The organism is Murinocardiopsis flavida, from assembly GCF_003014485.1.
Lineage (GTDB): Bacteria > Actinomycetota > Actinomycetes > Streptosporangiales > Streptosporangiaceae > Murinocardiopsis > Murinocardiopsis flavida.
The window spans coordinates 71,241-90,610 of record NZ_PYGA01000027.1; the positions used below are offsets into that span (position 1 = coordinate 71,241).

The window sequence follows — 19,370 nt, forward strand, 5'->3', positions numbered from 1 at the left end:
TGCGCCCGCGCTGAGCCCGGCCGGGTCGGGTCCTCCATCGCCGCCGCCCCGCGCGGGCGGCGGTGCGCCGCTACGGCGGCTCAATCGTCCGCACCGGCGACGCACGGCGCGTAGGGCATGAACTCCCGCTTGCCGTCGTCGGTAGGCGGGCCGAGGTACTGGGCGTCGTGGGTGCGCCGCTCCTCTGTGGCCCAGTTCGCGCCGAGGCCGAATTGCAGGCCCATCTTCAGGCTCGCTTCGAGGCCGTTGGCCTCGATCTCGTCGTTGGAGTCCCACTGCCAGACCCGCCCCTGCTCGAAGGCGTGCCGCTCCCAGTCCGGTGCGTCGGGGCCGGGGTCGGTGGCGGGCTGCTCGGAGTCGGTGACCATGCTGCTGAGGGGGTCGCCTTCGACGCCGCGGGAGTAGTCGAGGACGTTCGCCGGGGGCAGTAGGCCGCGCTCTTCGAGCATGCGCTCGCCCATGGCCTGCTCTTCGGGCGTGTCGAAGTCGAGTTGGACCATCTGGGTGGAACGCTCGGTGACGGTTTCGGAGTCGCTTCCCTTGCCGCCGTTCTCGTTCAGGTTGCTGTTCCCCGAGTTGCCGCCCGCACCGTTGATCTCGGTGCCGTCGGTGTGCGAGGTGGTGACGACCGTGGAGTACCGGATGTTGACCAGTTTGCCGTCGTCGTCGCGCATGACGCGGGTGGCGCCGTTCCAGCTCGCCGCGTCGGCGTTGGTGTTCGACAGGACGTTGCTCCCGATGTCGCCGCTGGCGCCCCAACTGTAGGTCTCGGCGCGGCCGATGCCCCGCCAGTCGGAGATGTCCATCTTCTGGTCGACGGTGACGTTGCCGCGGGCGCCCAGGTTCAGGTTGATCCCGCCGTCGTTCTTGTCCTCGTAGTCGCCGTTCTTCGTGCTGCGCTTGTCGGGGTCGGAGGTCCACAACCCGATGCCGTAGTTGGCGTTGCCCTCGACCTCGACGGTGGAGCTCACGATGTCGGGTTCGGGGATCTCCACCGGGTCGATGGTGTCGGCCAGGGCGACGGCCATGCCGGAGTCGTATTCGAGCAGCGACTGGTTCTCACGGCTGACGTAGGTGTGCAGCTCGTCCTTGAAGTGCTCGTACTCGGCCTGGTCGTCGAAGATGAACGTGGTGCCGGCCTTGAGCCGCCCCGTGCCGTTGGCCTCGAAGTTCGCGCTGCCGTTGGCGTTGCGGTTGTCGCCGAAGTCGAAGCCCGCGCCGCCGGAGAGGCCCGCCTCCGCCCCGGGGATGGAGGTCACCATGATGCGGCCGTCGGAGAGCTCCTCGGTGGCGAAGGAGTACTCCTGGCCGATGTGCATGAAGCCGATGTCGGCACGGAAGCCCACCGAGGACCGGTCGCTGGACCTGGGGCAGTAGGCCGGTGTGACGTCGTGTTCGGCCCGGGGCTCTTCCTCTTCCCCGCAGTCGATCCCCGCGAGGGCGAGCATCCGGCACAGTGCCGAGCCGACGCCGGTGGAGATCGAGGGCACGAACACCACCAGGCACGCGATGAGGGCGCCCGAGAGGACGATGGCGGAGCCGTACTCGATGGCCCCCGCTCCGCGATCGCCTAAGGGACGGTGGCACACGGGTGTTCGTGTTGCGGATGACGGGACTGTGAACAGTGTGCAACCTGGGGGCATACCCCCAGACCCTAAACAGGCGCAGTGGCGGCCACCAGAGCCCCGAGTCCCGAACTTATGTCACGATTACACTTTACATACCACGCTTTTTGCATCACTACACACCATTTCGGGCACACCGGTCCCGGTCGGCGTCCGACGTAGCCTGGAATGATCATGACGTCACCGACCTCGCGCCGCGCAATGCCCGCAACCGACGAGGCGGCGCGCCTCGCACCCGAGCAGTGGCGCGCCCGCGAAGCGCGGCACCACGAACGGACCGACTCCCTACTCGCCGACCATCTGCGGCGGCGCAGCGCGGGCGTCGCGCACCCGGTCGAGGACTTCCTCTTCAGCTACTACAGCCACAAGCCGGCACACCTGCGCCGCTGGCACCCGGGCCCCGGCACCGTCCTCCTCGACGCGCCGCCCGAGCGCACGCGCGAGCGCTGGCACCGCGAGGTCCGGACCTGCGACGCGGAACCGCCCGGCGCGGTCCTCGACACCGGCGCGTTCCTCGAACGGCGCGGGCCCACGGTCGAGTTCGTCGCCGCCCTGCTGCGCGCCACCAACTCCCGCCCCGCCCACCTGGGCTGCTTCGGGCTGCACGAGTGGGCGATGGTCTACCGGCTCGGCCCCGAGGACGTCCGGCACGCGAGCGTCCCGCTGCGCCTGGGGGCCGAGGGGACCGACCGCGTGGTCGACACGCACACCATCCGCTGCTCGCACTACGACGCCTACCGGTTCTTCACACCGGAGGCGCACGGCCGCAACCGGCTGCGGCCCACCCGCGAAGGGCAGCCGGAACAGGAGCAGCCGGGCTGCCTGCACGCCGGGATGGACGTCTACAAGTGGGCGTACAAGCTGGCCCCGGCGGTGCCGGGCGAACTCGTCCTCGACAGCTTCGAGCTGGCCCGCGACATCCGCGCCCTCGACATGCGGGCGTCACCCTACGAACTGCGCGCATACGGCTACGACCCGGTGCCGATCGAGACCCCCGAAGGCAAGGCCGCCTACATCGAGGCGCAGCGCGGCTTCACCGAGCGCGCCAAAGGGCTGCGGGAGCGGCTGCTGCGGGTCTGCGACGCACTCCTCGGCACGGCACCCCACAACGCCGTCCGCCCGGAACCCGGCGCCGCCTGACCGAGGCCGGGTGCCGCCCGACCAGGGCCGGGTGCCCCTCTGGCCGGGCCGCGGCATGACAACGGGCCCCCGCGCTGTGCGCGGGGGCCCGGAGCTCAACGGTCAACGGACCGCGATAAGTACTTAGAGAACGGTGACGTTCTCGGCCTGCGGGCCCTTCTGACCAGCGACGATGTCGAACTCGACACGCTGGTTCTCCTCCAGGTTGCGGAAGCCGCTGCCCTGGATGGCGCTGTAGTGCACGAAAGCGTCGCCGCTGCCGTCATCGGGGGCGATGAAGCCGAAGCCCTTTTCGCCGTTGAACCACTTGACAGTTCCCTGAGCCATATTTTCTCCTTCAGCTCACAAAGACCGGACGTGCGGGTGCAACGTCCTCCGTTGCCGCGAGCCGTTTCCTGTGTGAACACAAAAAACGCCCGCCGGCCACAAACCCCGCGGACGATCAAGAACCATCAACTGCGAAATCAACGACTAACAACTTGTCTTCGACCCTAGCACCGCGATCCCACTGGCACCAACATACGCCCCGGGTGACCTGGAACACCCCCGACCGGCACGCGCGCGATCACCGCAACCCGGCCCCATGGGGTGGGCTGCCGTCGCGGATGCGAAGCACCCGGCGGCGCGAAACACCACACTCCGCTTTGGGCACCAGACCCCGGACACAGTGGCCCCGCCCTGCGGTGGACCGGACTGACAGGGACTCTCCAGTGAGGTGGCCGATGCGCTCCGCGCGGAGGCGCAGCCCGGGCCGCGGAGTGGCGCGGGCTCAGGGGCGGTCGACGGCGCGGCGTCCCGCCAGCGGGGCGTGGTCCGCCGCGGCGCGGCCCGACTCCCACCCCGCCTCGTCGAGGGCGCCGCGCACCCGGCTGCGCACGGTCTCGGGGAACATCTCCGCGGCCGCCCGGCCCACCGCCGCGTCCCGGGACGCCAGCACGGGGAGCGGATCCGTCGCGGCGGACTCGGCGGCCTGGCGCCGCGCCGACTCCGCGGCCGCGGCCAGCCGCTCGCCGATGCGCTGGGCGTAGGAGGTCAGGAACGACCGCCGGTAGGTCTTGGTGCGGCCGCGCCCCGCCGCGCGCTGGCGCGCCTCGCCCGCGACCATGGCGGTGTCGGCCTGCACCAGCAGCGAGGTGAACAGCAGCTCCACGGCGTCGAGGTCGCCGGGGTAGCCGACCACGGTGGACATCCCCAGGTCCGAGAGCCACACGGCGCGGCACCGGTTCGCCTCGGCCACGGCGTCGAGCAGCAGCGCCTTCGCCGCGTCGTAGGGTTCGTCGATCGGCAGCCGGCGGCTCACAGGGCCGCCGTCGGCGCCCGGCCCGTCGAGGACGGCGCGGTCGATGCTGTGGCGCGCCATCAGCTCCTGCGCCCGCGCGGTGAACGCCTCGGACTCCCGCGGGAACTCCGTCGCCTCGGCCTTGGCGAGCAGGGCGCGGACCCGGGCCGCCATCCGGCGCCGTTCCGCCCCTCCCGCTCCGGCCGCGTCGGCACCGGCCGCGTCGGCACCGGACCCGGCGGTCGGCCGCGCCGCGTGCGTCGTCCCCTCGCCGGGCAGCGGGAGCAGGCGCTCGATGCGGGGCAGCCGCGACAGCTCGAACAGCACCTCGATCGCGGTCTCGACCCATTCGGCGAGCAGTGCCTTCTCGCGCAGGGCCCATTCGCGCGGGTAGCCGCCGTCGGCGGACCACCAGACCGCCGCGCCGGTGTCGGCCAGCTGGGCGCTCCACTGCGGGTCCACGCGGTCGGCGGGGTAGCGCCGCATCTCCGCTGCGACGGCGTCAACCGCCATGCGGGAGTGCCGTTCGCCGCGCACCTTGCCGACCTGGCGCACCGCCTCGGCCGGTTGCCAGCCGACGCCCCACGCCCGGGTGACGGCACCGGTCAGCCGGGCGATGAGCAGCAGGGCGACACCGTCGCCGCCGTCGCCGAGCCCCGCTGTCAGGCGGTCGGTGTGCCGCTGGAACCCCGCTGTGTCGCCGCCCGCGAGGGCGTAAAGGGCCCCGCCGACCGCATCGGCGTACGGGTCGTCCCCCGAGGCGGGCGCGCCGCCCCGCCCGTCCGCTGTCTCGCCCATCGTCCCCGTTCCGTCCGTTTCACTGATGGGGCGGCCCGTACCCGTACCCCTGCGGCGGGCCGTACCCCTGGTCCGCCGGCCACTGCACCGGCGGCCCGTAAGTGCCCATGCCGCCCGCCCGCATCCGGCGCCGCCGACGCGCCCCGGCCACGCCGATCGCCACCGGCACACCGACCGACGCCGCGGTCAGCGCCGCCCCGATGACGAGGACGGCAGTCGCCGCCTCGGTGTCGCCCTGGACGAAGCCGCCGAACGAGATGAGCATCATGAAGACGCCGATCGGCGCCGCCAACACGCCGAGCACGATCGCGACGATGAACCCCGCGGAGACCCCTGAACCGGGTTGCGGGGGCCGGGACCGGTACGCCTGCCCGCCCGAATAGGGGTACACGAGGGCTCCTTCACGATGAGGGAAAAGGGGTCCTGGACCGACGGTAGCGCGGTCCGCGCACCGGCCGCCGCAGGGCGGCGTGTCCCCGCGACGGCTCCGACCCGCCGGGCTGCGCACGCCCCGCACCGGTGCGATGAGGTAGAAGGGAGGGCATGACCGAGACGACGGACACCACGCCCGGGTGGCTCTCGCGCGAAGAGATGGACGCCGCGCGCGACCGCCTGCCGATCCTCTACGTCAACGCCGTGCCGGTGCGCACCGACGACTCCGGCGCGGTGACCAGCGTCGGCCTGTTGTGGCGGGCGACCGACGACGGCACCATCAGCAGGGCGCTGGTCGCCGGGCGCGTGCTCTTCCACGAACGGGTGCGCGACTCCCTGCTGCGCCACCTGGAGAAGGACCTCGGGCCGGTGGCGCTGCCGCAGGTCCCGCCCTCTCCGCAGCCGTTCACGGTGGCCGAGTACTTCCCCACACCGGGCACCACCGCATTCCACGACCAGCGACAGCACGCGGTCGCGCTGGCCTACGTCGTTCCGGTCACCGGCGACTGCCGTCCCCGCCAGGACGCACTGGACCTGGTGTGGTTCACCCCCGAGGAGGCCGTGAGCCCCGACGTCCAGCAGGAGATGGGCGGCGGCCAGGGCGTCCTGCTCCGCCAGGCTCTCGCCCACGTGGGCCACGCCCCCTGAGTCCGCCGCCGTGCCGCCCGCCGCGGGCGGCGGCACGGCGCCACCCTGCCCCACCCGGTCCTACATGGCACCGTGCACCGCCGCAGTACCCGCTTCCGCTTCCCCCCAGGAGGTCCCCCATCAGCGGCACCGTCATCGCCCTCATAGCGTCCGCGATCGGCGTGCTCGGCACGCTCGCGTCCGCCGTCGTCACCCAGCGGGCGGCCGAGCGGACCAAGGCCCGCGAGTTCGAGGAGGCCGAGCGCCGCCGGATCGACGACCGCGCGTTCGAGGTCCGGCAGGCCCTGCTCGCCGCGCGCCGCGAGTGCTACATCGAGGTCAATACCGCCTCCCGCTATTACCACACGCTCATGCGCAACTGCTATCACGCGCTTCTCCTCGGCCCGCTGCCCGCCGAGATGCGCGACCGCCTCGACCACGCGCGGGTCGACCACCGCGCCAAGTACTCCGTCGCGCAGATGGTGGTCCCCGACGACGTGCTCAGGTCGGTCGAGCGGGTGAACGACGAGTTCAACCGCCTCTACGGCCAGATCCTGGAGCTCGCCGAGGACCGGGCCAAACCCGGGGAGAGCACGAGCACCCTGCTCGCGAGCCTCGACCGGCCCGACGGGCTGGTGCCCCGACTGGAGGAGATGCGCACGGTCATGCGGGTCGACCTCGGCACCTCGGCGGTGGCCCGCACGGAGCCCGCGCTCGCATCGACCGAGGCCGCCGAGGACGCCGAGGACGGAAAGAGCCCAGGGTGAGCAGACCCGGCGCCGCACGGGTGACCGGGGCCCGTGGCGCCGGGCTCAGTCGAGGGCGACGGGCTCGCGCGCGGGGTCGGTCACCAGGTCGGGGTCGCGGTCGCGCAGGACCGCGATGAGGGGGTCGACCGTTCCCGCCTGCTGCGCCGCGGCGCCCTCGTCCGCGGTCAAGCCGACGAGCTGGAAGAACAGGACGAGCCCGTTGTCGGTGTCGATGCCGCGGAGATCGACGTCGGGCACGATCGCCAGCGACGTCATGGCGCCGTTGGCGGGCTCGCCGCCCAGCGGCCCCGGTGTGACGATCCAGTGCCCCAGGTCGAGGTCGGCGCCCGCGAGGAACCGGTCGGCCACCGCGTGCATGACCCGCAGCACCCACTGCGGGGGCGCGGTGCTCTCGGGCTCCCGGGGGATCCGGCAGGTGAACTCGAAGCCGGCGCCGGAGACCTTCGCCTGGGGGCTCGTCTTCCCGCCCAGTTCGGTCAGCCCGAAGGTGACCAGCAGCCAGTGCCGCTCCAGCGGATAGGCGAGTACGCCGTCGATCGCCGCGCCCGCCGTGTCGCCCGCGGCGAACTGCACGGTCAGCGGCTCGGCGTCGGGGTACCGCCCGGCCCACCCCCGATAGATCTCCACGAGCCCCGGCAGCAGCTCCGACATCGCACTTCCCATCTCCCGGCCCGGACAGTGAGCACCGGGTAGCGAGCATAGGGCGCGCTCACCCCCTGCGGATCCACCCCCGCGGGCGCGGCGTCCGGCGCCTCGGCGCGATGCGGTCGAAGCGCAGCCGCTCCATGAGGTCGATGACGTAGTTCACGACGTCGGTCGCCGAGTCGGTGGCCCCGTAGACCAGCGGCGAGCGCGCACTGTCGGGCCGGACCTGCGAGGTGTAGAGGATCACCGGGATGTCGATGCCCTGGGCCCCGAACTCCCGGAGCATGTCGAGCCCCGCGTCGGGCGCCCCGGCACGCCCGATGTCGCTGATGACCAGGTCGCAGCGCGGCGGGGAGAGCTCGGCGACCGCCTCGGGGGTCGACACCACGGGGATCACCGTCATGCCGACCTCCTGGAAGAGGCGTATGAGGTGGCGGTTGTTCTCCGGGTGGTCGTCGACCCAGAGGATGCGCCCGCCGCGCAGGGTGGCGGCCGAGTGCTCCAACCGCGCGGCTGCGCTGCGCTGCCCGTAGAGCGACGGCCGCGCGGACCCGCGCCGCGGGTCGGCGGTCGGCCGCGGCCGGGGAGTGTCGGCGGCGCCCCGCGGCTGAGCGGGCGGCGGCCGCAGCGGCAGGGTGCTCGGATACGGCGACCCGCTGTGCGTCGGCGGCGTGTCGGACCCTTCGTCTGGCCGCCGGTCGTCCGCCGCGTCGTCGGCCTCGTCATCGGCCGCCGCCGGGGGACGCCGCGCGCTCCACGTCGGCCCCGGCGTCGGCCCCTCGGAGTCGGGATCGTCGGGCGGCGCGGGCCGGGCACGGGGAACGGGGCCGTCCTGGGCCGGATGGTCGTACCCGCCGACCCCTGCCTGGTATCCGCCGGGCCCGGAACCGGCTCCCGCCCCGAAGGCGCCCCCTGCCGCCGGATCCCGGTCGCCGGCACCCTCCAGCGGCGGCCCGGCCGGGTGCCCGGCCAGTGCGGACTCCGCCGCCTTCGCGAGCAGCTCCTCGGCCTGGTCGAAGGCGATCCCGACCCCGAACGCGTTGACCTCGGTCACCCGCGGCAGGAGAAGCTCGATCAGCGGCTTGCGCAGCGAGACGAACACGAAGACGATCAGGCCGATCCACATGGCGGTGGTGACGAGACCGAACACGCCCTGCCACATCGAACCGTCCACCCGTCCTCCGTCCGGTACCGAGAAGCACCATGCGGCGACGACGTTAGCAAGAACGCGCGGCGGAAAGCGGCCGAACGCGGATCCATCCGAACGGACCGGACACGCGCGACCGCCGCGCGGCCCGCACCGCGCTCGCGGGATCGGCATTCGCCACCGAATCGGCCCCCGATTCACCGATGTCCGCTATGTTTTGACCCGCGGCTCGGCGGCACGCGTGCTGGCGCACGCGTGCCCGGCGGGCCGTGTGCACGGGTGACGAGCGACGAAAAGGTGATACTCGGTGCCGAAACGCCGCAGCAGCGACCCGCGCCGAACAGGGGCACGGCCGACCGGGGTCAGGCCGCACCCATGCTGTCGGGTGGTCCGCTCATGAGCCCGGGTCGCGCACGCCTGCGCCTGGCCCGCTGGCTGGAGTCGACCGTTGACGAACCGCCCCCGAGCTTCACCGAGGCGCCGCGCGCGCCCGACGACACCGCCGAGGCGTGGCAGGGCGTCTGCGACCGGTTCTCCCTCCAGGTGCTGGGGCTCGCCGAGCAGTTGCGCCCGGCCCTCGACCGGCTCGAGGACGACGAGCAGGACCCCGACCGCCTCCAGCGGCTCTACGAGATCGACCATGCCGTCACGCGCATGCGCCGCTCGGCGCGCGACCTCCGGGTCCTCGCCGACAGCAGGGACGAGGAGCTCGACGGGCACATCACCTCCCTGACGGACGTGATCCGCGTCGCCGAGTCGTCGATCGAGCATTACACGCGGGTCCAGGCCGGCACCGTGGCGCGGCTGGCGGTCGTGTCCTACGCCGCCGACGACGTCGCGTCGATCCTCGCGGCGCTCCTGGAGAACGCGACGGCCTACTCGCCGTCCACCGTGGTCGTCAGCGCGCACCTGCTCGAATCCGGCGGGGTCATGTTCCGGATCGAGGACAGCGGGATCGGCCTGGAGGAACCGCGCCTGGCCCAGCTCAACGCGCGCCTCGCCGCCGAGATCCCGCCCGTCGACGAGCGCACCGGCAGGCGGACCGGTTTCCCCGTGGTGCACCGGCTCGCGCGCCGCCACGGCATCACCGTGCGGCTGACCCGCCGGTCGCCCGCCGGCGCCGGCCGCCCCGGCGGGACCACCGCGATGGTCACCCTGCCCCCGGGGCTGGTCTGCGAGGCCCCGAGCCAGGGCCCCGCCATCGGTCCGGCGCAGCCCGCCGCGGCGCCCCGCCCGGCGTCCCCGCCGCGCGCCCCGTCCCCCGCCCCTTCCGCGCAGCCGGCCGCGGCCGCGCCCACCGACCTGCTCGACGCCCTCACCCCGTCCGAGCCGCTGCCGGTCCGCGGCGGCGGCGAACCGCTCCCCCGCAGGGAGCGCAAGAGCCTGCGCGGCAGGGCGGACAGTACGGGTCCGGCCGGACAGGCCAGACCGCTCGCGCAACGCGAGTCCGACACGGCCGGCCGGTCGTTCGCCGATGACCTGGGCGCGTTCACCGCTCCCGGACCGGGGGCGTCCCGACCAGCGGGCGCCGCCGCGGGCGGAGACTCCCCGGCAGAACCGGAAGATGAGGTGCCGTGATGGCCGATGCCCCGGACGACCCCCAGCAGTTCGCCTGGCTCGTCGACGACTTCGCCGAGTCGACACCCGGTGTGGCGCACGCGCTGATCGTGTCCTCCGACGGCCTGCCGCTGATCGCGTCCGGAGAGATGCCGTCGGACATGGCCGACCCCCTCTCCGCGATGACCAGCGGGCTGATCAGCCTCGGCCAGAACATCGCCCGCCAGGTCGGGGAGAGCGGGTGCGACCAGATCATGCTGAAGTTCCCCGCCGGGCACTTCCTCTTCATGGGCATCGGCAGCCTCGCCGGGCTGGCCGTACTCGTGCGGGAGGGCTCGAACCTCGGCGTGGTCGCGCATCAGATGAACCGGCTCGTGCAGAGCGTCGGCCACGTGCTCACACCGGAGCTGCGCGACGACCTCCGCGGCATGTCGGCCGACAGGAGCGCGTCGTGAGCGCCGGGCGGCCCGACCCCGGAGGGCGCACATGAAGGGCAACCCGTGGGTGCGCCCCTACGTACTGACCAGCGGGCGGACCACGACCCGGCACCGCCTGTTCATGCACACCCTGGTCTCGGTCCCCGACTTCGATCCGGCGTTCGCCGACCGGCTGCCGCCGGAGGCGCGGTCGCTGTACGAACGGGCCGGCACGACGGCCGAGTCGGTGGCGGAGCTGTCCGCGCACTGCGGGGTGTCGCTGGGTGTCACCCGGGTGCTGATCGGCGACATGGCCGCGCGCGGCCGGATGATCATCAATCCGGACACGTACTCCTCCCCTTACGACGAACGCCTGCTGAGGAGGGTCATCCATGGGCTTAAAGAGTTCGCCTGACAGCCTTCCGCCGCACATGACGTCCGCCAAGATCGTCGTCGCCGGCGGGTTCGGCGTCGGAAAGACGACCCTCGTGGGCTCGGTGTCGGAGATCCCGCCGGTCAACACCGAGGCGTGGATGACGCAGGCCGCGAAGTCCGTCGACCCCGAGACGGGCGCAACCGGCAAGGCCACGACGACCGTCGCCATGGACTTCGGCCGGATCACGCTCGCCGAGGACCTCGTGCTGTACCTGTTCGGGACGCCCGGGCAGGCGCGGTTCTGGCCGATGTGGGACGACCTCAGCCGGGGCGCGAGCGCCGCGGTGGTGCTGGTCGACACGCGGCGGCTCGACACCTCGTTCGCCGCGGTCAACTACTTCGAGAACGACTCCGACGTGCCGTTCATCGTGGCGGTCAACCTGTTCGACGGCGAGCAGACCCACCGGTTGGCCGAGGTGCGCGACGCGCTCCAGCTCACAGCGGAGGTCCCGCTCGTGGCCTGCGACGCCCGCGACCGCGGCTCGGCCGTCGCGACGCTCACGGCGGCCCTCACCCACACGATGCGGCGCACGTCCGTAGGCACGACCCCCGGCGTACTCGCCACGCGGTGACCCCCGCCCGCGCGCGCCCGACGGGCCGCGCGCGGCCCCCACCCCGCAGAGGAGACAAGCAGCGATGCGCAGAATCCTGATCGTCGGCGCCGGGCAGGCCGGGCTCCAGCTCGCGTTGAGCCTCCTCGCTGAGGGCTACGCCGTGACCGTCATGTCGGCGCGCACCCCCGAGGAGATCCGCGCGGGCCGGATCATGTCGACGCAGTGCATGTTCGGGCCGAGCCTCCAGATCGAGCGCGAGCGCGGCCTGAACCTGTGGGAGGAGCAGGCGCCGAAGATCGTGGCCCAGCGGCTCACCCTGGCCGACCCGCCCGGCACCGCGGCGTTCGGGTTCGTCGGCCGGTGGGACGCCTACGCCCAGTCGGTCGACCAGCGGGTCAAGATGGCGGGCTGGCTGGAGCTGTTCGAGTCGCGGGGCGGCGAGGTGGTCTACCACGGCGTCATGACCTCCGACCTGGAGGGCCTGTCCGCGATGTACGACCTGACCATCATCGCGGCGGGAAAGGGCGACCTGGTCGAGCTGTTCGACCGCGACGACGCGCGGTCGCCCTACGACCGGCCGCAGCGGGCGCTGTCGTGCGTCTACCTGCACGGCGACACGCTCATGCCCGAGTACCCCGAGCCGCACGTGCGCATCACCGCGTTCCCCGGTGTCGGCGAGCTGATCTTCATGCCGGGCTACACGAACACGGGCCCCTGCGGGATCCTGCTGTGGGAGGCGGTCCCCGGCGGGCCGCTCGACTGCTGGGACGACAAGCCCTCGCCCGAGGAGCACCGCGACCGCACCCTCGACCTGATGCGCAGCTACGCGCCGTGGGAGTACGAGCGGTGGGTCGACTCCGAGCCGACCGACGGGCGGTGCACGCTCTACGGCGGCTACGCCCCGGTGGTGCGGCGCCCGGTGGGCCGCCTGTCCGCGTCGTCCCACGTGCTCGGCATGGCCGACGTGGTCGTCGCCAACGACCCGGTCACCGGCCAGGGCTCGAACAACGCGGCCCGGTCCGCCGACGTGTACTTCCGCTCGATCCTGGAGCGGGGCGAGAAGCCGTTCGACCCCGAGTGGATGCAGCGGACCTTCGACGCCTACTGGGACTTCGCCCAGCACGTCTGCGCCTACACCAACATGATGCTGGGGCCGCTGCCGGAGCACGTGCAGGGCATCCTCGCCACCGCGGCGCACAACCCCGCGGTCGCCTACCGCTTCGCGAAGGGTTACACCGACCCCAGCGACTTCCGGCACTGGCTCATGGACCCGGAGAAGGCCGAGGCGTTCCTCGCCTCGGTCGCCGACCAGTCCACCGCCGCGCCGTAGCGGCGCTGCTCCGCGGGCACGCCGCCCGCGGAGCAGCGCGGTGCGCAGCGGGCGGCGCGAGCGGCGTCGGCCGTCAGCCGATCGGTTCGGGGAGCCGCTCGACCGTGTAGTCGAGCCGCAGCACCGCGCCCGTCGCCGGATCGGCCATTTCGACCCGCCACGCCGACGCGAACTGGTCGACGTTCTCGCGCATGGGGATGGTCCCCGAGAGCAGGACGGTCCCCGGTGTGAGGAGGCCCCGCTCGCGCAGCACCTCGACCCAGTAGGCGGGTGTCAGCAGTTCGGCGAGCGTGCCGCGCTGGATCTCGGTCTCGGCGCCGTCCGCGCCGACCCATGCGGTCAGGGTGATCTCGTCGAGCCGGTCGGCGACGTCGGCGAGCCGCCATGCCCGGCGTCCGATGACGTCCGGCGCCGCGTTCTTGGACCAGGCGACCCCGTGCACCTCCAACGCGCGGTCGGTGTGGTCGCAGGCGACCGTCAGCAGCAGGTCCTCGGGGCGGTCCCCCGCGACGACGAGCGCCCACTCGGCCTCGCCCGAGGTGCGGGCGTGCGGGGCGTGCACCCGGCCGGTCTGGCGCGCCAGGTAGGGCGAGACCGGGTACAGGGCGGGGGTCTGCTCGGGCGCGGGGACGCCGAGCGCGGCCAGTTCCTCGACGTGCGCGCGGACGTCGTCCTGGCTCCGGCCCGCGTAACCGGCGTTGAGCAGGGCCGTCACATCGGTGGTGACCGTCTCGCCATCCGGAAGCTCAAGTTTCAGGGACGTCAAATCTTTCCTCCCGAGTTGCGCATACCGTTTGTATACGATCAGTATAAGCACGAGACGCAGTTCACTGAATCGAGGTGAGGGACCATGGCAGTCCACGGCGGCCCTGCGGCCCCAAGCAGCAACATCGGGCGCGGCGCGGTGGTGCGGGCGTTCTTCGCCAGCCTGTCCGGGACCGCTCTGGAGTGGTACGACTTCGCGATCTACTCGGTCGCCTCCGCCGTCGTCCTCGGCCCCCTGTTCTTCCCCAGCCACGACCCGCTCGCGGGTACGATGCTGGCGTTCTCCACCTACGCCGTCGGCTACATCGCCCGCCCGCTGGGCGGCATCGTGTTCGGGCGGCTCGGCGACCGCATCGGCCGCAAGAAGGTCCTCGTCAGCACGCTCGTGCTGATCGGCGTGGCCACCTTCCTCATCGGCCTGCTGCCCACCCACGCGTCCATCGGCCCCACCGCCGCCGTGCTGCTGGTCGTCCTGCGCTTCGCCCAGGGGGTCGGTGTCGGCGGCGAATGGGGCGGCGCCGTCCTGCTGTCCAGCGAGTTCGGCGACCCGCGCAAACGCGGGTTCTACGCCTCCGCCGCGCAGATCGGCCCGCCCGCCGGCAACCTCATGGCGAACGGGGTGCTCGCCTACCTGGGCCTGGTGCTCTCCGAGGAGCAGTTCCTCGACTGGGGATGGCGGGTCGCGTTCCTGCTGTCCGGCGTGCTCGTCCTGTTCGGCCTGTGGATCCGCGCGAAGCTGGAGGAGACCCCCGTCTTCAAGGCCATCGAGGCCGAGGGCGCGCGGCCGTCGGCCCCCGTCCGCGAGGTCCTCACCCAGCAGACCCGGCCGCTCATCGCCGCCATCCTGAGCCGGGTCGCGCCCGACGTCGTCTACGCGATGTTCACCGTCTTCGTCATCACCTACGCCACCCAGGTACTGGACCTGCCGACCGGGACGGTGCTCAGCGCGGTCCTGATCGGCTCCGCGTTCCAGGTCGCGCTGATCCCGCTGGCGGGCTGGCTGTCCGACCGGGTCAACCGCAGGCTGCTGTACGGCATCGGGGCGGTGGGCGCCGCTGTGTGGTCGTGCGTCTTCTTCCCGCTGATCGGCTCCGGGTCGTTCGCGATCCTCGCCGTCGGCGTCTCCGTCGGCCTGCTGGCCCACTCGGTGATGTACGGGCCGCAGGCGGCGTTCGTCGCCGAGCAGTTCCACCCCCGGCTGCGCAGCACCGGCAGCTCACTCGCCTACACCCTCGCCGGGATGATCGGCGGCGCCGTTGCCCCGCTGCTGTTCACCTACCTGCTCGCCACGTTCGACAGCTGGGTGCCCCTCGCCGGGTACATCTGCTTCACGGTGCTGGTGACACTCGCCGGCCTGCTCCTCGGGCGCGACCCCGCCTACCACGAGGACGAGGAGATCGGTTCCGCGACGGCGGCCCGCTGACCATGGCAGAGCCGCGCTGCCGGCCGAGCGGGGCGGGTGCCCCGCCCGGGCGGCAGCGTGCGCCGGACGTCCCGCCCCAGCGCGGGCCTTCAACGGGCACGGCGGCGACGGGCATCCCGTTCCGGCGAGCGCCTTCGTCGGTCGCTCCGGCGCCGGGTCGGCGGCCGGGCCGGCCGTCACGTGTCCTGGAGGACCTTCAGGGTCGCGGCGAGGTGGGCGTCGATCGCGGCGTCGGCGGCCGCGACGTCACCGGCCTCCAGCGCGGTGAGGATCGCCCGGTGCTCGGTGAGCACCGACGAGGAGCGGTCCGTGGTCGCGAACATCGCCACCAGGCCCGCGCGCACCTGGCGTTCGCGCAGACCGTCGTAGAACTTGATCAGCAGCGTGTTCCGCGTGGCGGCGATCAGCTCCGAGTGGAACCTGTGGTCCCAGTCGATGAACGCGCGGACCTGCTCGGGGTCGGCGAGCGCGGTCTGGTGCTCCAGGGCATCGCGCATGGGGCCCACCGGGGCGTCCCCTGCGAGGAGCGTCTTGTGCGCTGCGTGGCGCTCCGCCATCCCCCGCAGCTCCATCAGCTCGCTCAGCTCACGCCCCGTCACCGGGGCGATGTAGGCGCCGCGCTTGGGGATGAGCTGCACGAGCTCCTCGGCGGCGAGCCGGAACAGCGCCTCGCGAACGGGGGTGCGCGACACACCGATCCGGTCGGCGACCTCCTGCTCGTTGATGAACCGCCCCTGGTGCTGCGGGGAGGCGATGTAGGACTCCTTGAGGAACTCGTACACACGGTCCCTGCCCGACACTGCCAAAGCCCCACCTTCGATGTACACCAGTTGTATGCACGGCTTCCGACAGCATACCGCCGCAGACTCCCCCACCCCCGGCACCGCCGGACGCCGCAGGGCGCCCCGAGGCCCGCCCGGGACACCGGACCCACCACCGAGGACGCGAGACGCGAGGACGCGGAAGCGCGAGAACACAGGAACGCAAGGACGCAAGGACGCAAGGACGCAAGGACGCAAGGACGCAAGGACGCAAGGACGCAAGGACGCAAGGACGCAAGGACGACAGCAGGCTACCGTCGCGGTTGCGAAGCACCCGGCGGTACGAAGCACCACGCTGGAGTTTCCCCACCAGACCCCAGCCCGCATACCCGCAGCAGTCCTGCCGGGGAACGGGGACCTGAGCACACGCCCACAACGCACCACCGGCAGCCGGCAGCCGGCGGCCGACAGGCCCGGCAACGCAAGCAAGGAAGAAGGGACGACCCCATGCGTATCGCACTGTGCCAGCTCGCAGCCACAGCGGACCCGGCGACAAACCTTGAGCTGATCCGCGACGCAGCCAAGCAGGCCGCCGACGCCGGAGCCCGGATCGCCGTGTTCCCCGAAGCGGCCATGGCGCACTTCGGCACCGACCTGGCGGCCGTCGCCGAACCCGACGACGGGCCATGGGCATCCGCCGTCCGCGCGATAGCCGACGACCTCGCCATCACCGTCATCGCCGGGATGTTCACCCCGGCCGACCAGGGCCGCGTGCGCAACGTCCTCCTCGCAACGGGCGGCGGAGCGGCGGCGACCTACCAGAAGATCCACGTCTACGACGCGTTCGGGCACCGCGAGTCCGACACCGTCGACCCCGGGGAGACCCTGGTCCACATCGAACTGGACGGCATCAGGTTCGGCCTCGCCACCTGCTACGACGTCCGCTTCCCCGAACTGTTCCGCGCCCTTGCGCGCGACGGCGCCGACGCCGTGATCCTCTGCGCCGCGTGGGGAGCGGGGCCCGGCAAGCTCGCCCAGTGGGAGCTGCTCACCCGCGCCCGCGCGCTCGACTCCACGTCCTGGATCCTCGCCTGCGACCAGGCCGACCCCGCGACGATCGGCGTGGACGTCGACGGCCCGGCGCCGCGCGGCATCGGGCACAGCGCGGTGATCGCCCCGGACGGGACGGTGGCCGACTCCCTGGAGGCGGCGCCCGGCGTCCTGATCGCGGACATCGACCCCGGCCGGGTCGAAACGGTCCGCCGCAGCATCCCCGTCCTCGCCAACGCCCGCCTCTGAACCGCCCCTTCTGCCCACCCTCCGCCGCAGTGGGCGGCGGCCCCGGCTGGCGACCGGTGGACGACCCGGTGGGCGTTCCAGCCGGCAACCCGCCACTGCCCCGGTGGGCGGTCCGGCGTGTGCCCCGCGGGACCGGCTCGACCGCCACGAGCGGTCGGCCCGGTCCCGAGCCTGCACCCGCGGAGTCCGTCATCCGGTCCCGGACCCGCACCCGCAAAGTCCGTCGCACGGCACCGCTAGAGTCCCCGCATGAACGCGCACCCCTCCCCCGACGACCTCGCCCCGGCGGCCCGCACCCCACCCCCGCAGGACGCGCCGGCCGACGATGCGCTCGGCGACTTCCTCACCGAGCAGGACTCACCTTGGCTCGCCGAGCAGCTCCTCCGCGTGGCAGGGGAGGACCCTGTCGCGCACGCCCGCCTCGCCGCCGCCGCGGGACTCGACTCCGCCGTCCCGCTCGCGGAGCAGGCGCTGCGCGACGCGGTCACCGGCCTGCGCCCCGGCACCCTCGACTGGGACATCGACGGCGACGACGGCTCCGGGCAGCTCCTCCGCTGCGTCGAACTCCTCGACGACCTCGCCGGGTACGGCTACGAAACGGAGTCCGCGCAGTTGGCCCGGCACGCGGCCGATCTGCTCGACGACACCCACCCCGGCCACGACGACCCCACCACCCTCGCCCTGATCCAACGCGCCACCCCACCCCCACCCTGATCCGGCACGCCACCCCACCCTCGCCCTAAGCGGCGGTCGGGGTGCCGGTCCGGCCTGTCCCGATCAGGACGTGCTTCGGCGGTCGCTGCTGCGCAGCCGCCTCGCAGCCTGACCAAGGACCGCAGTGGCCGATGACGCCCTGAGCCCGCCACCCCATAGCGGCCCCTGACCGCCGGGCCCGCGCCCTCACACGGCCGCCTGCCGCCTGCCGCCTGCCGCCGCAAAGGCGTGCTCGCAGCAAGGAGGTGCGGTCGCGGCGGGGAGCGCCGCCGCGAGGCAGGAGCGCAGCGGCGCAACGGAACTGCCGGGGGTGCGGGGCCGGATCACCGTGACCCATGGGGACAGGGCAAGGCTGCGAGGCGGCTGCGTAGCAGCGACCGCCGAAGCACGCCCTCTCCGCCGGAATCCGGACCGGCACCCCAACAGTCACCGCCGCCCACCCGCAGCGGGCCCGCACCCACGCATCCGCCGCCCACCCGCAGCGGGCCCGCACTCACGCGCCCACCGTCCACCGTCCACCGTCCACCGGCACAACGACAGTCGAGAGCGTGGAGCTCCCAGCTAGGCTCCGCCTATGCAGGCAGCCGTGCGCGACCGGTACGGGCCGCCGACCGTGGTCCGGATCGCCGAAGTGGCCACACCCCCGGTGGCGGATCACGACGTCCTGGTGCGGGTGCACGCGACCACGGTCAACCGCACCGACTGCGCCTACCGGGCGGCCCGGCCCTTCTTCATGCGCGCCCTAACCGGCCTCTCCCGGCCGCGGCGCACCGTGCTCGGGACCGAGTACGCGGGCGTGGTCGAAGCGGTCGGCGGCGCCGTCACGTCCTTCGCGGTCGGCGACCGGGTCTTCGGCTACAACGAGGGCGCGTTCGGAACCCATGCCGAGTACCTGTCGGTTCCGCAGGACGCCGCCATCGCGACCATGCCCGAAGGCATGAGCTTCGAGGAGGTCGCCCCCGGCACCGAGGGCGGGCATTACGCGCTGTCGTCCATCAGGACGGCGGGCATCGCTGCCGGGCACGACGTCCTCGTCTACGGCGCGACCGGCGCCATCGGCTCGGCGGCGGTGCAACTGCTGAAACACCGCGGGGCCATCGTGACCGCGGTGTGCGATACGGCCCACGTCGAGCTGGTGCGGGGCCTGGGCGCCGACCGCGTGGTCGACTACACGGCCCAGGACTTCACCAGGGACGAGCAGACCTACGACGTGGTGCTCGACGCGGTCGGCAAGAGCACGTTCGGCCGGTGCAGGCGGCTGCTGAAACCCCGCGGGGTGTACCTCTCCTCGGACCTCGGCCCGTGGTGGCAGAACCTGCTCCTGATCCTCGTGACGCCCCCGTTCCGCGGCAGGACAGTGCGGTTCGGGGTGCCGATGGAGGGCCAGGACGTGGTGCGGCACCTCCGCGACCTGATCGCGGCGGGAGAGTTCCGGCCGGTCATCGACCGGCGGTACCCGTTGCATCAGATCGTCGAGGCCTATCAGTACGTCGAAAGCGGCCGCAAGACCGGCAACGTCGTCATCACCGTCACCCCACCCCCCTGACCACGCCCCGCACCCATTACCTTCTGGAGCAGTCCCGCAATGGGGCTCCCGGCCTCCGGGCCCGGCATGACTTTGTGCCCCCTGTCACCCATGATCCGGGGGGTGGT

20 protein-coding genes are annotated in these 19,370 nt (G+C 72.7%); 12 read left to right on the top strand and 8 right to left on the bottom strand.

What is annotated here, in order from left to right:
• Positions 1–80: 80 nt before the first annotated feature.
• The gene (locus CLV63_RS28180; RefSeq protein WP_106586275.1) at positions 81–1,589 is read right to left on the bottom strand and encodes a hypothetical protein; all 1,509 of its coding nucleotides are present in this window, start codon (positions 1,587–1,589) and stop codon (positions 81–83) included.
• A gap of 210 nt (positions 1,590–1,799) precedes the next feature.
• Between CLV63_RS28180 and CLV63_RS28185 the strand changes: the two genes are divergently transcribed.
• Positions 1,800–2,765 carry a 3-methyladenine DNA glycosylase gene (locus CLV63_RS28185; protein ID WP_394339816.1) on the top strand — a complete coding sequence of 322 codons (966 nt, stop codon included), beginning with the start codon at positions 1,800–1,802 and terminating at the stop codon, positions 2,763–2,765.
• Positions 2,766–2,888: 123 nt separating this feature from the next.
• Here the strand turns inward: CLV63_RS28185 and CLV63_RS28190 are convergent, their stop codons facing one another.
• From CLV63_RS28190 to CLV63_RS28200, 3 genes are all read right to left on the bottom strand, one after another.
• Positions 2,889–3,092, bottom strand: a complete 204-nt coding sequence (locus CLV63_RS28190) for a cold-shock protein (protein ID WP_106586277.1) — start codon at positions 3,090–3,092, stop codon at positions 2,889–2,891.
• A gap of 442 nt (positions 3,093–3,534) precedes the next feature.
• Positions 3,535–4,842 (bottom strand): DUF2786 domain-containing protein, encoded by a 1,308-nt coding sequence (locus CLV63_RS28195; RefSeq protein ID WP_106586278.1) that lies wholly within the window; start codon positions 4,840–4,842, stop codon positions 3,535–3,537.
• Between the two features lie 19 nt (positions 4,843–4,861).
• On the bottom strand, positions 4,862–5,233 hold the full coding sequence (locus tag CLV63_RS28200) for a hypothetical protein (RefSeq protein WP_106586279.1): 372 nt from the start codon (positions 5,231–5,233) through the stop codon (positions 4,862–4,864).
• Between the two features lie 152 nt (positions 5,234–5,385).
• Here CLV63_RS28200 and CLV63_RS28205 point away from each other — a divergent pair, with 152 nt between their 5' ends.
• Together CLV63_RS28205 and CLV63_RS28210 are read left to right on the top strand one after the other, a co-directional pair.
• Positions 5,386–5,922, top strand: coding sequence for an NUDIX hydrolase family protein (locus CLV63_RS28205; RefSeq protein WP_106586280.1), 537 nt, complete (start codon positions 5,386–5,388; stop codon positions 5,920–5,922).
• A gap of 161 nt (positions 5,923–6,083) precedes the next feature.
• Entirely contained in the window at positions 6,084–6,668 is a 585-nt protein-coding gene (locus tag CLV63_RS28210; RefSeq protein ID WP_106586281.1) for a hypothetical protein, read from the top strand.
• A 45-nt stretch (positions 6,669–6,713) separates the two neighbouring features.
• On the opposite strand, the gene CLV63_RS28215 is transcribed toward CLV63_RS28210, so the two are convergent.
• Together CLV63_RS28215 and CLV63_RS28220 are read right to left on the bottom strand one after the other, a co-directional pair.
• Positions 6,714–7,322 (bottom strand): suppressor of fused domain protein, encoded by a 609-nt coding sequence (locus CLV63_RS28215; RefSeq protein ID WP_106586282.1) that lies wholly within the window; start codon positions 7,320–7,322, stop codon positions 6,714–6,716.
• 58 nt (positions 7,323–7,380) lie between these two features.
• A complete protein-coding gene (locus tag CLV63_RS28220; protein ID WP_106586283.1) occupies positions 7,381–8,490 on the bottom strand; it encodes a response regulator in 1,110 nt (369 codons plus the stop codon).
• Positions 8,491–8,859: 369 nt separating this feature from the next.
• Here CLV63_RS28220 and CLV63_RS28225 point away from each other — a divergent pair, with 369 nt between their 5' ends.
• The 5 genes from CLV63_RS28225 to CLV63_RS28245 all read left to right on the top strand — a co-directional run bounded on the left by CLV63_RS28225 (position 8,860) and on the right by CLV63_RS28245 (position 12,755).
• On the top strand, positions 8,860–10,041 hold the full coding sequence (locus CLV63_RS28225) for a sensor histidine kinase (protein WP_170134355.1): 1,182 nt from the start codon (positions 8,860–8,862) through the stop codon (positions 10,039–10,041).
• Complete coding sequence (locus CLV63_RS28230; protein ID WP_106586285.1) at positions 10,041–10,475, top strand: roadblock/LC7 domain-containing protein; 435 nt, start codon at positions 10,041–10,043, stop codon at positions 10,473–10,475. The genes CLV63_RS28225 and CLV63_RS28230 overlap by 1 nt, the downstream gene beginning before the upstream one ends.
• A gap of 31 nt (positions 10,476–10,506) precedes the next feature.
• Positions 10,507–10,851, top strand: coding sequence for a DUF742 domain-containing protein (locus CLV63_RS28235; protein ID WP_106586297.1), 345 nt, complete (start codon positions 10,507–10,509; stop codon positions 10,849–10,851).
• A gap of 16 nt (positions 10,852–10,867) precedes the next feature.
• Positions 10,868–11,443 (top strand): GTP-binding protein, encoded by a 576-nt coding sequence (locus tag CLV63_RS28240; protein WP_170134356.1) that lies wholly within the window; start codon positions 10,868–10,870, stop codon positions 11,441–11,443.
• A gap of 64 nt (positions 11,444–11,507) precedes the next feature.
• On the top strand, positions 11,508–12,755 hold the full coding sequence (locus tag CLV63_RS28245) for a styrene monooxygenase/indole monooxygenase family protein (RefSeq protein ID WP_106586287.1): 1,248 nt from the start codon (positions 11,508–11,510) through the stop codon (positions 12,753–12,755).
• Positions 12,756–12,828: 73 nt separating this feature from the next.
• On the opposite strand, the gene CLV63_RS28250 is transcribed toward CLV63_RS28245, so the two are convergent.
• Entirely contained in the window at positions 12,829–13,521 is a 693-nt protein-coding gene (locus CLV63_RS28250) for a DUF2848 domain-containing protein (RefSeq protein WP_106586288.1), read from the bottom strand.
• Between the two features lie 84 nt (positions 13,522–13,605).
• On the opposite strand from CLV63_RS28250, the gene CLV63_RS28255 reads away from it, so the two are divergent.
• Entirely contained in the window at positions 13,606–14,943 is a 1,338-nt protein-coding gene (locus CLV63_RS28255; RefSeq protein ID WP_211301511.1) for an MFS transporter, read from the top strand.
• A 176-nt stretch (positions 14,944–15,119) separates the two neighbouring features.
• Here the strand turns inward: CLV63_RS28255 and CLV63_RS34780 are convergent, their stop codons facing one another.
• Entirely contained in the window at positions 15,120–15,743 is a 624-nt protein-coding gene (locus tag CLV63_RS34780) for a GntR family transcriptional regulator (protein WP_245929127.1), read from the bottom strand.
• A gap of 468 nt (positions 15,744–16,211) precedes the next feature.
• Here CLV63_RS34780 and CLV63_RS28265 point away from each other — a divergent pair, with 468 nt between their 5' ends.
• The 3 genes from CLV63_RS28265 (at position 16,212) to CLV63_RS28275 (ending at position 19,263) form a co-directional block, all read left to right on the top strand.
• Positions 16,212–17,003 carry a carbon-nitrogen hydrolase family protein gene (locus tag CLV63_RS28265; protein ID WP_106586290.1) on the top strand — a complete coding sequence of 264 codons (792 nt, stop codon included), beginning with the start codon at positions 16,212–16,214 and terminating at the stop codon, positions 17,001–17,003.
• Positions 17,004–17,252: 249 nt separating this feature from the next.
• Positions 17,253–17,717 carry a hypothetical protein gene (locus tag CLV63_RS28270; protein WP_106586291.1) on the top strand — a complete coding sequence of 155 codons (465 nt, stop codon included), beginning with the start codon at positions 17,253–17,255 and terminating at the stop codon, positions 17,715–17,717.
• Positions 17,718–18,291: 574 nt separating this feature from the next.
• Positions 18,292–19,263 (top strand): NAD(P)-dependent alcohol dehydrogenase, encoded by a 972-nt coding sequence (locus tag CLV63_RS28275; protein ID WP_211301512.1) that lies wholly within the window; start codon positions 18,292–18,294, stop codon positions 19,261–19,263.
• Positions 19,264–19,370: the final 107 nt, after the last annotated feature.

Excerpts from the sequence above, each read along its gene's own strand:
- CLV63_RS28240 (WP_170134356.1), top strand. The coding sequence starts at position 10,868 with ATGACGTCCGCCAAGATCGTCGTCGCCGGCGGGTTCGGCGTCGGAAAG.
- CLV63_RS28235 (WP_106586297.1), top strand. The coding sequence starts at position 10,507 with ATGAAGGGCAACCCGTGGGTGCGCCCCTACGTACTGACCAGCGGGCGG.
- CLV63_RS28190 (WP_106586277.1), bottom strand. The coding sequence starts at position 3,092 with ATGGCTCAGGGAACTGTCAAGTGGTTCAACGGCGAAAAGGGCTTCGGC.
- CLV63_RS28230 (WP_106586285.1), top strand. The coding sequence starts at position 10,041 with ATGGCCGATGCCCCGGACGACCCCCAGCAGTTCGCCTGGCTCGTCGAC.
- CLV63_RS28245 (WP_106586287.1), top strand. The coding sequence starts at position 11,508 with ATGCGCAGAATCCTGATCGTCGGCGCCGGGCAGGCCGGGCTCCAGCTC.
- CLV63_RS28265 (WP_106586290.1), top strand. The coding sequence starts at position 16,212 with ATGCGTATCGCACTGTGCCAGCTCGCAGCCACAGCGGACCCGGCGACA.
- CLV63_RS28205 (WP_106586280.1), top strand. The coding sequence starts at position 5,386 with ATGACCGAGACGACGGACACCACGCCCGGGTGGCTCTCGCGCGAAGAG.
- CLV63_RS28225 (WP_170134355.1), top strand. The coding sequence starts at position 8,860 with ATGAGCCCGGGTCGCGCACGCCTGCGCCTGGCCCGCTGGCTGGAGTCG.
- CLV63_RS28270 (WP_106586291.1), top strand. The coding sequence starts at position 17,253 with ATGAACGCGCACCCCTCCCCCGACGACCTCGCCCCGGCGGCCCGCACC.
- CLV63_RS28255 (WP_211301511.1), top strand. The coding sequence starts at position 13,606 with ATGGCAGTCCACGGCGGCCCTGCGGCCCCAAGCAGCAACATCGGGCGC.
- CLV63_RS28185 (WP_394339816.1), top strand. The coding sequence starts at position 1,800 with ATGACGTCACCGACCTCGCGCCGCGCAATGCCCGCAACCGACGAGGCG.
- CLV63_RS28195 (WP_106586278.1), bottom strand. The coding sequence starts at position 4,842 with ATGGGCGAGACAGCGGACGGGCGGGGCGGCGCGCCCGCCTCGGGGGAC.
- CLV63_RS28275 (WP_211301512.1), top strand. The coding sequence starts at position 18,292 with ATGCAGGCAGCCGTGCGCGACCGGTACGGGCCGCCGACCGTGGTCCGG.
- CLV63_RS28215 (WP_106586282.1), bottom strand. The coding sequence starts at position 7,322 with ATGTCGGAGCTGCTGCCGGGGCTCGTGGAGATCTATCGGGGGTGGGCC.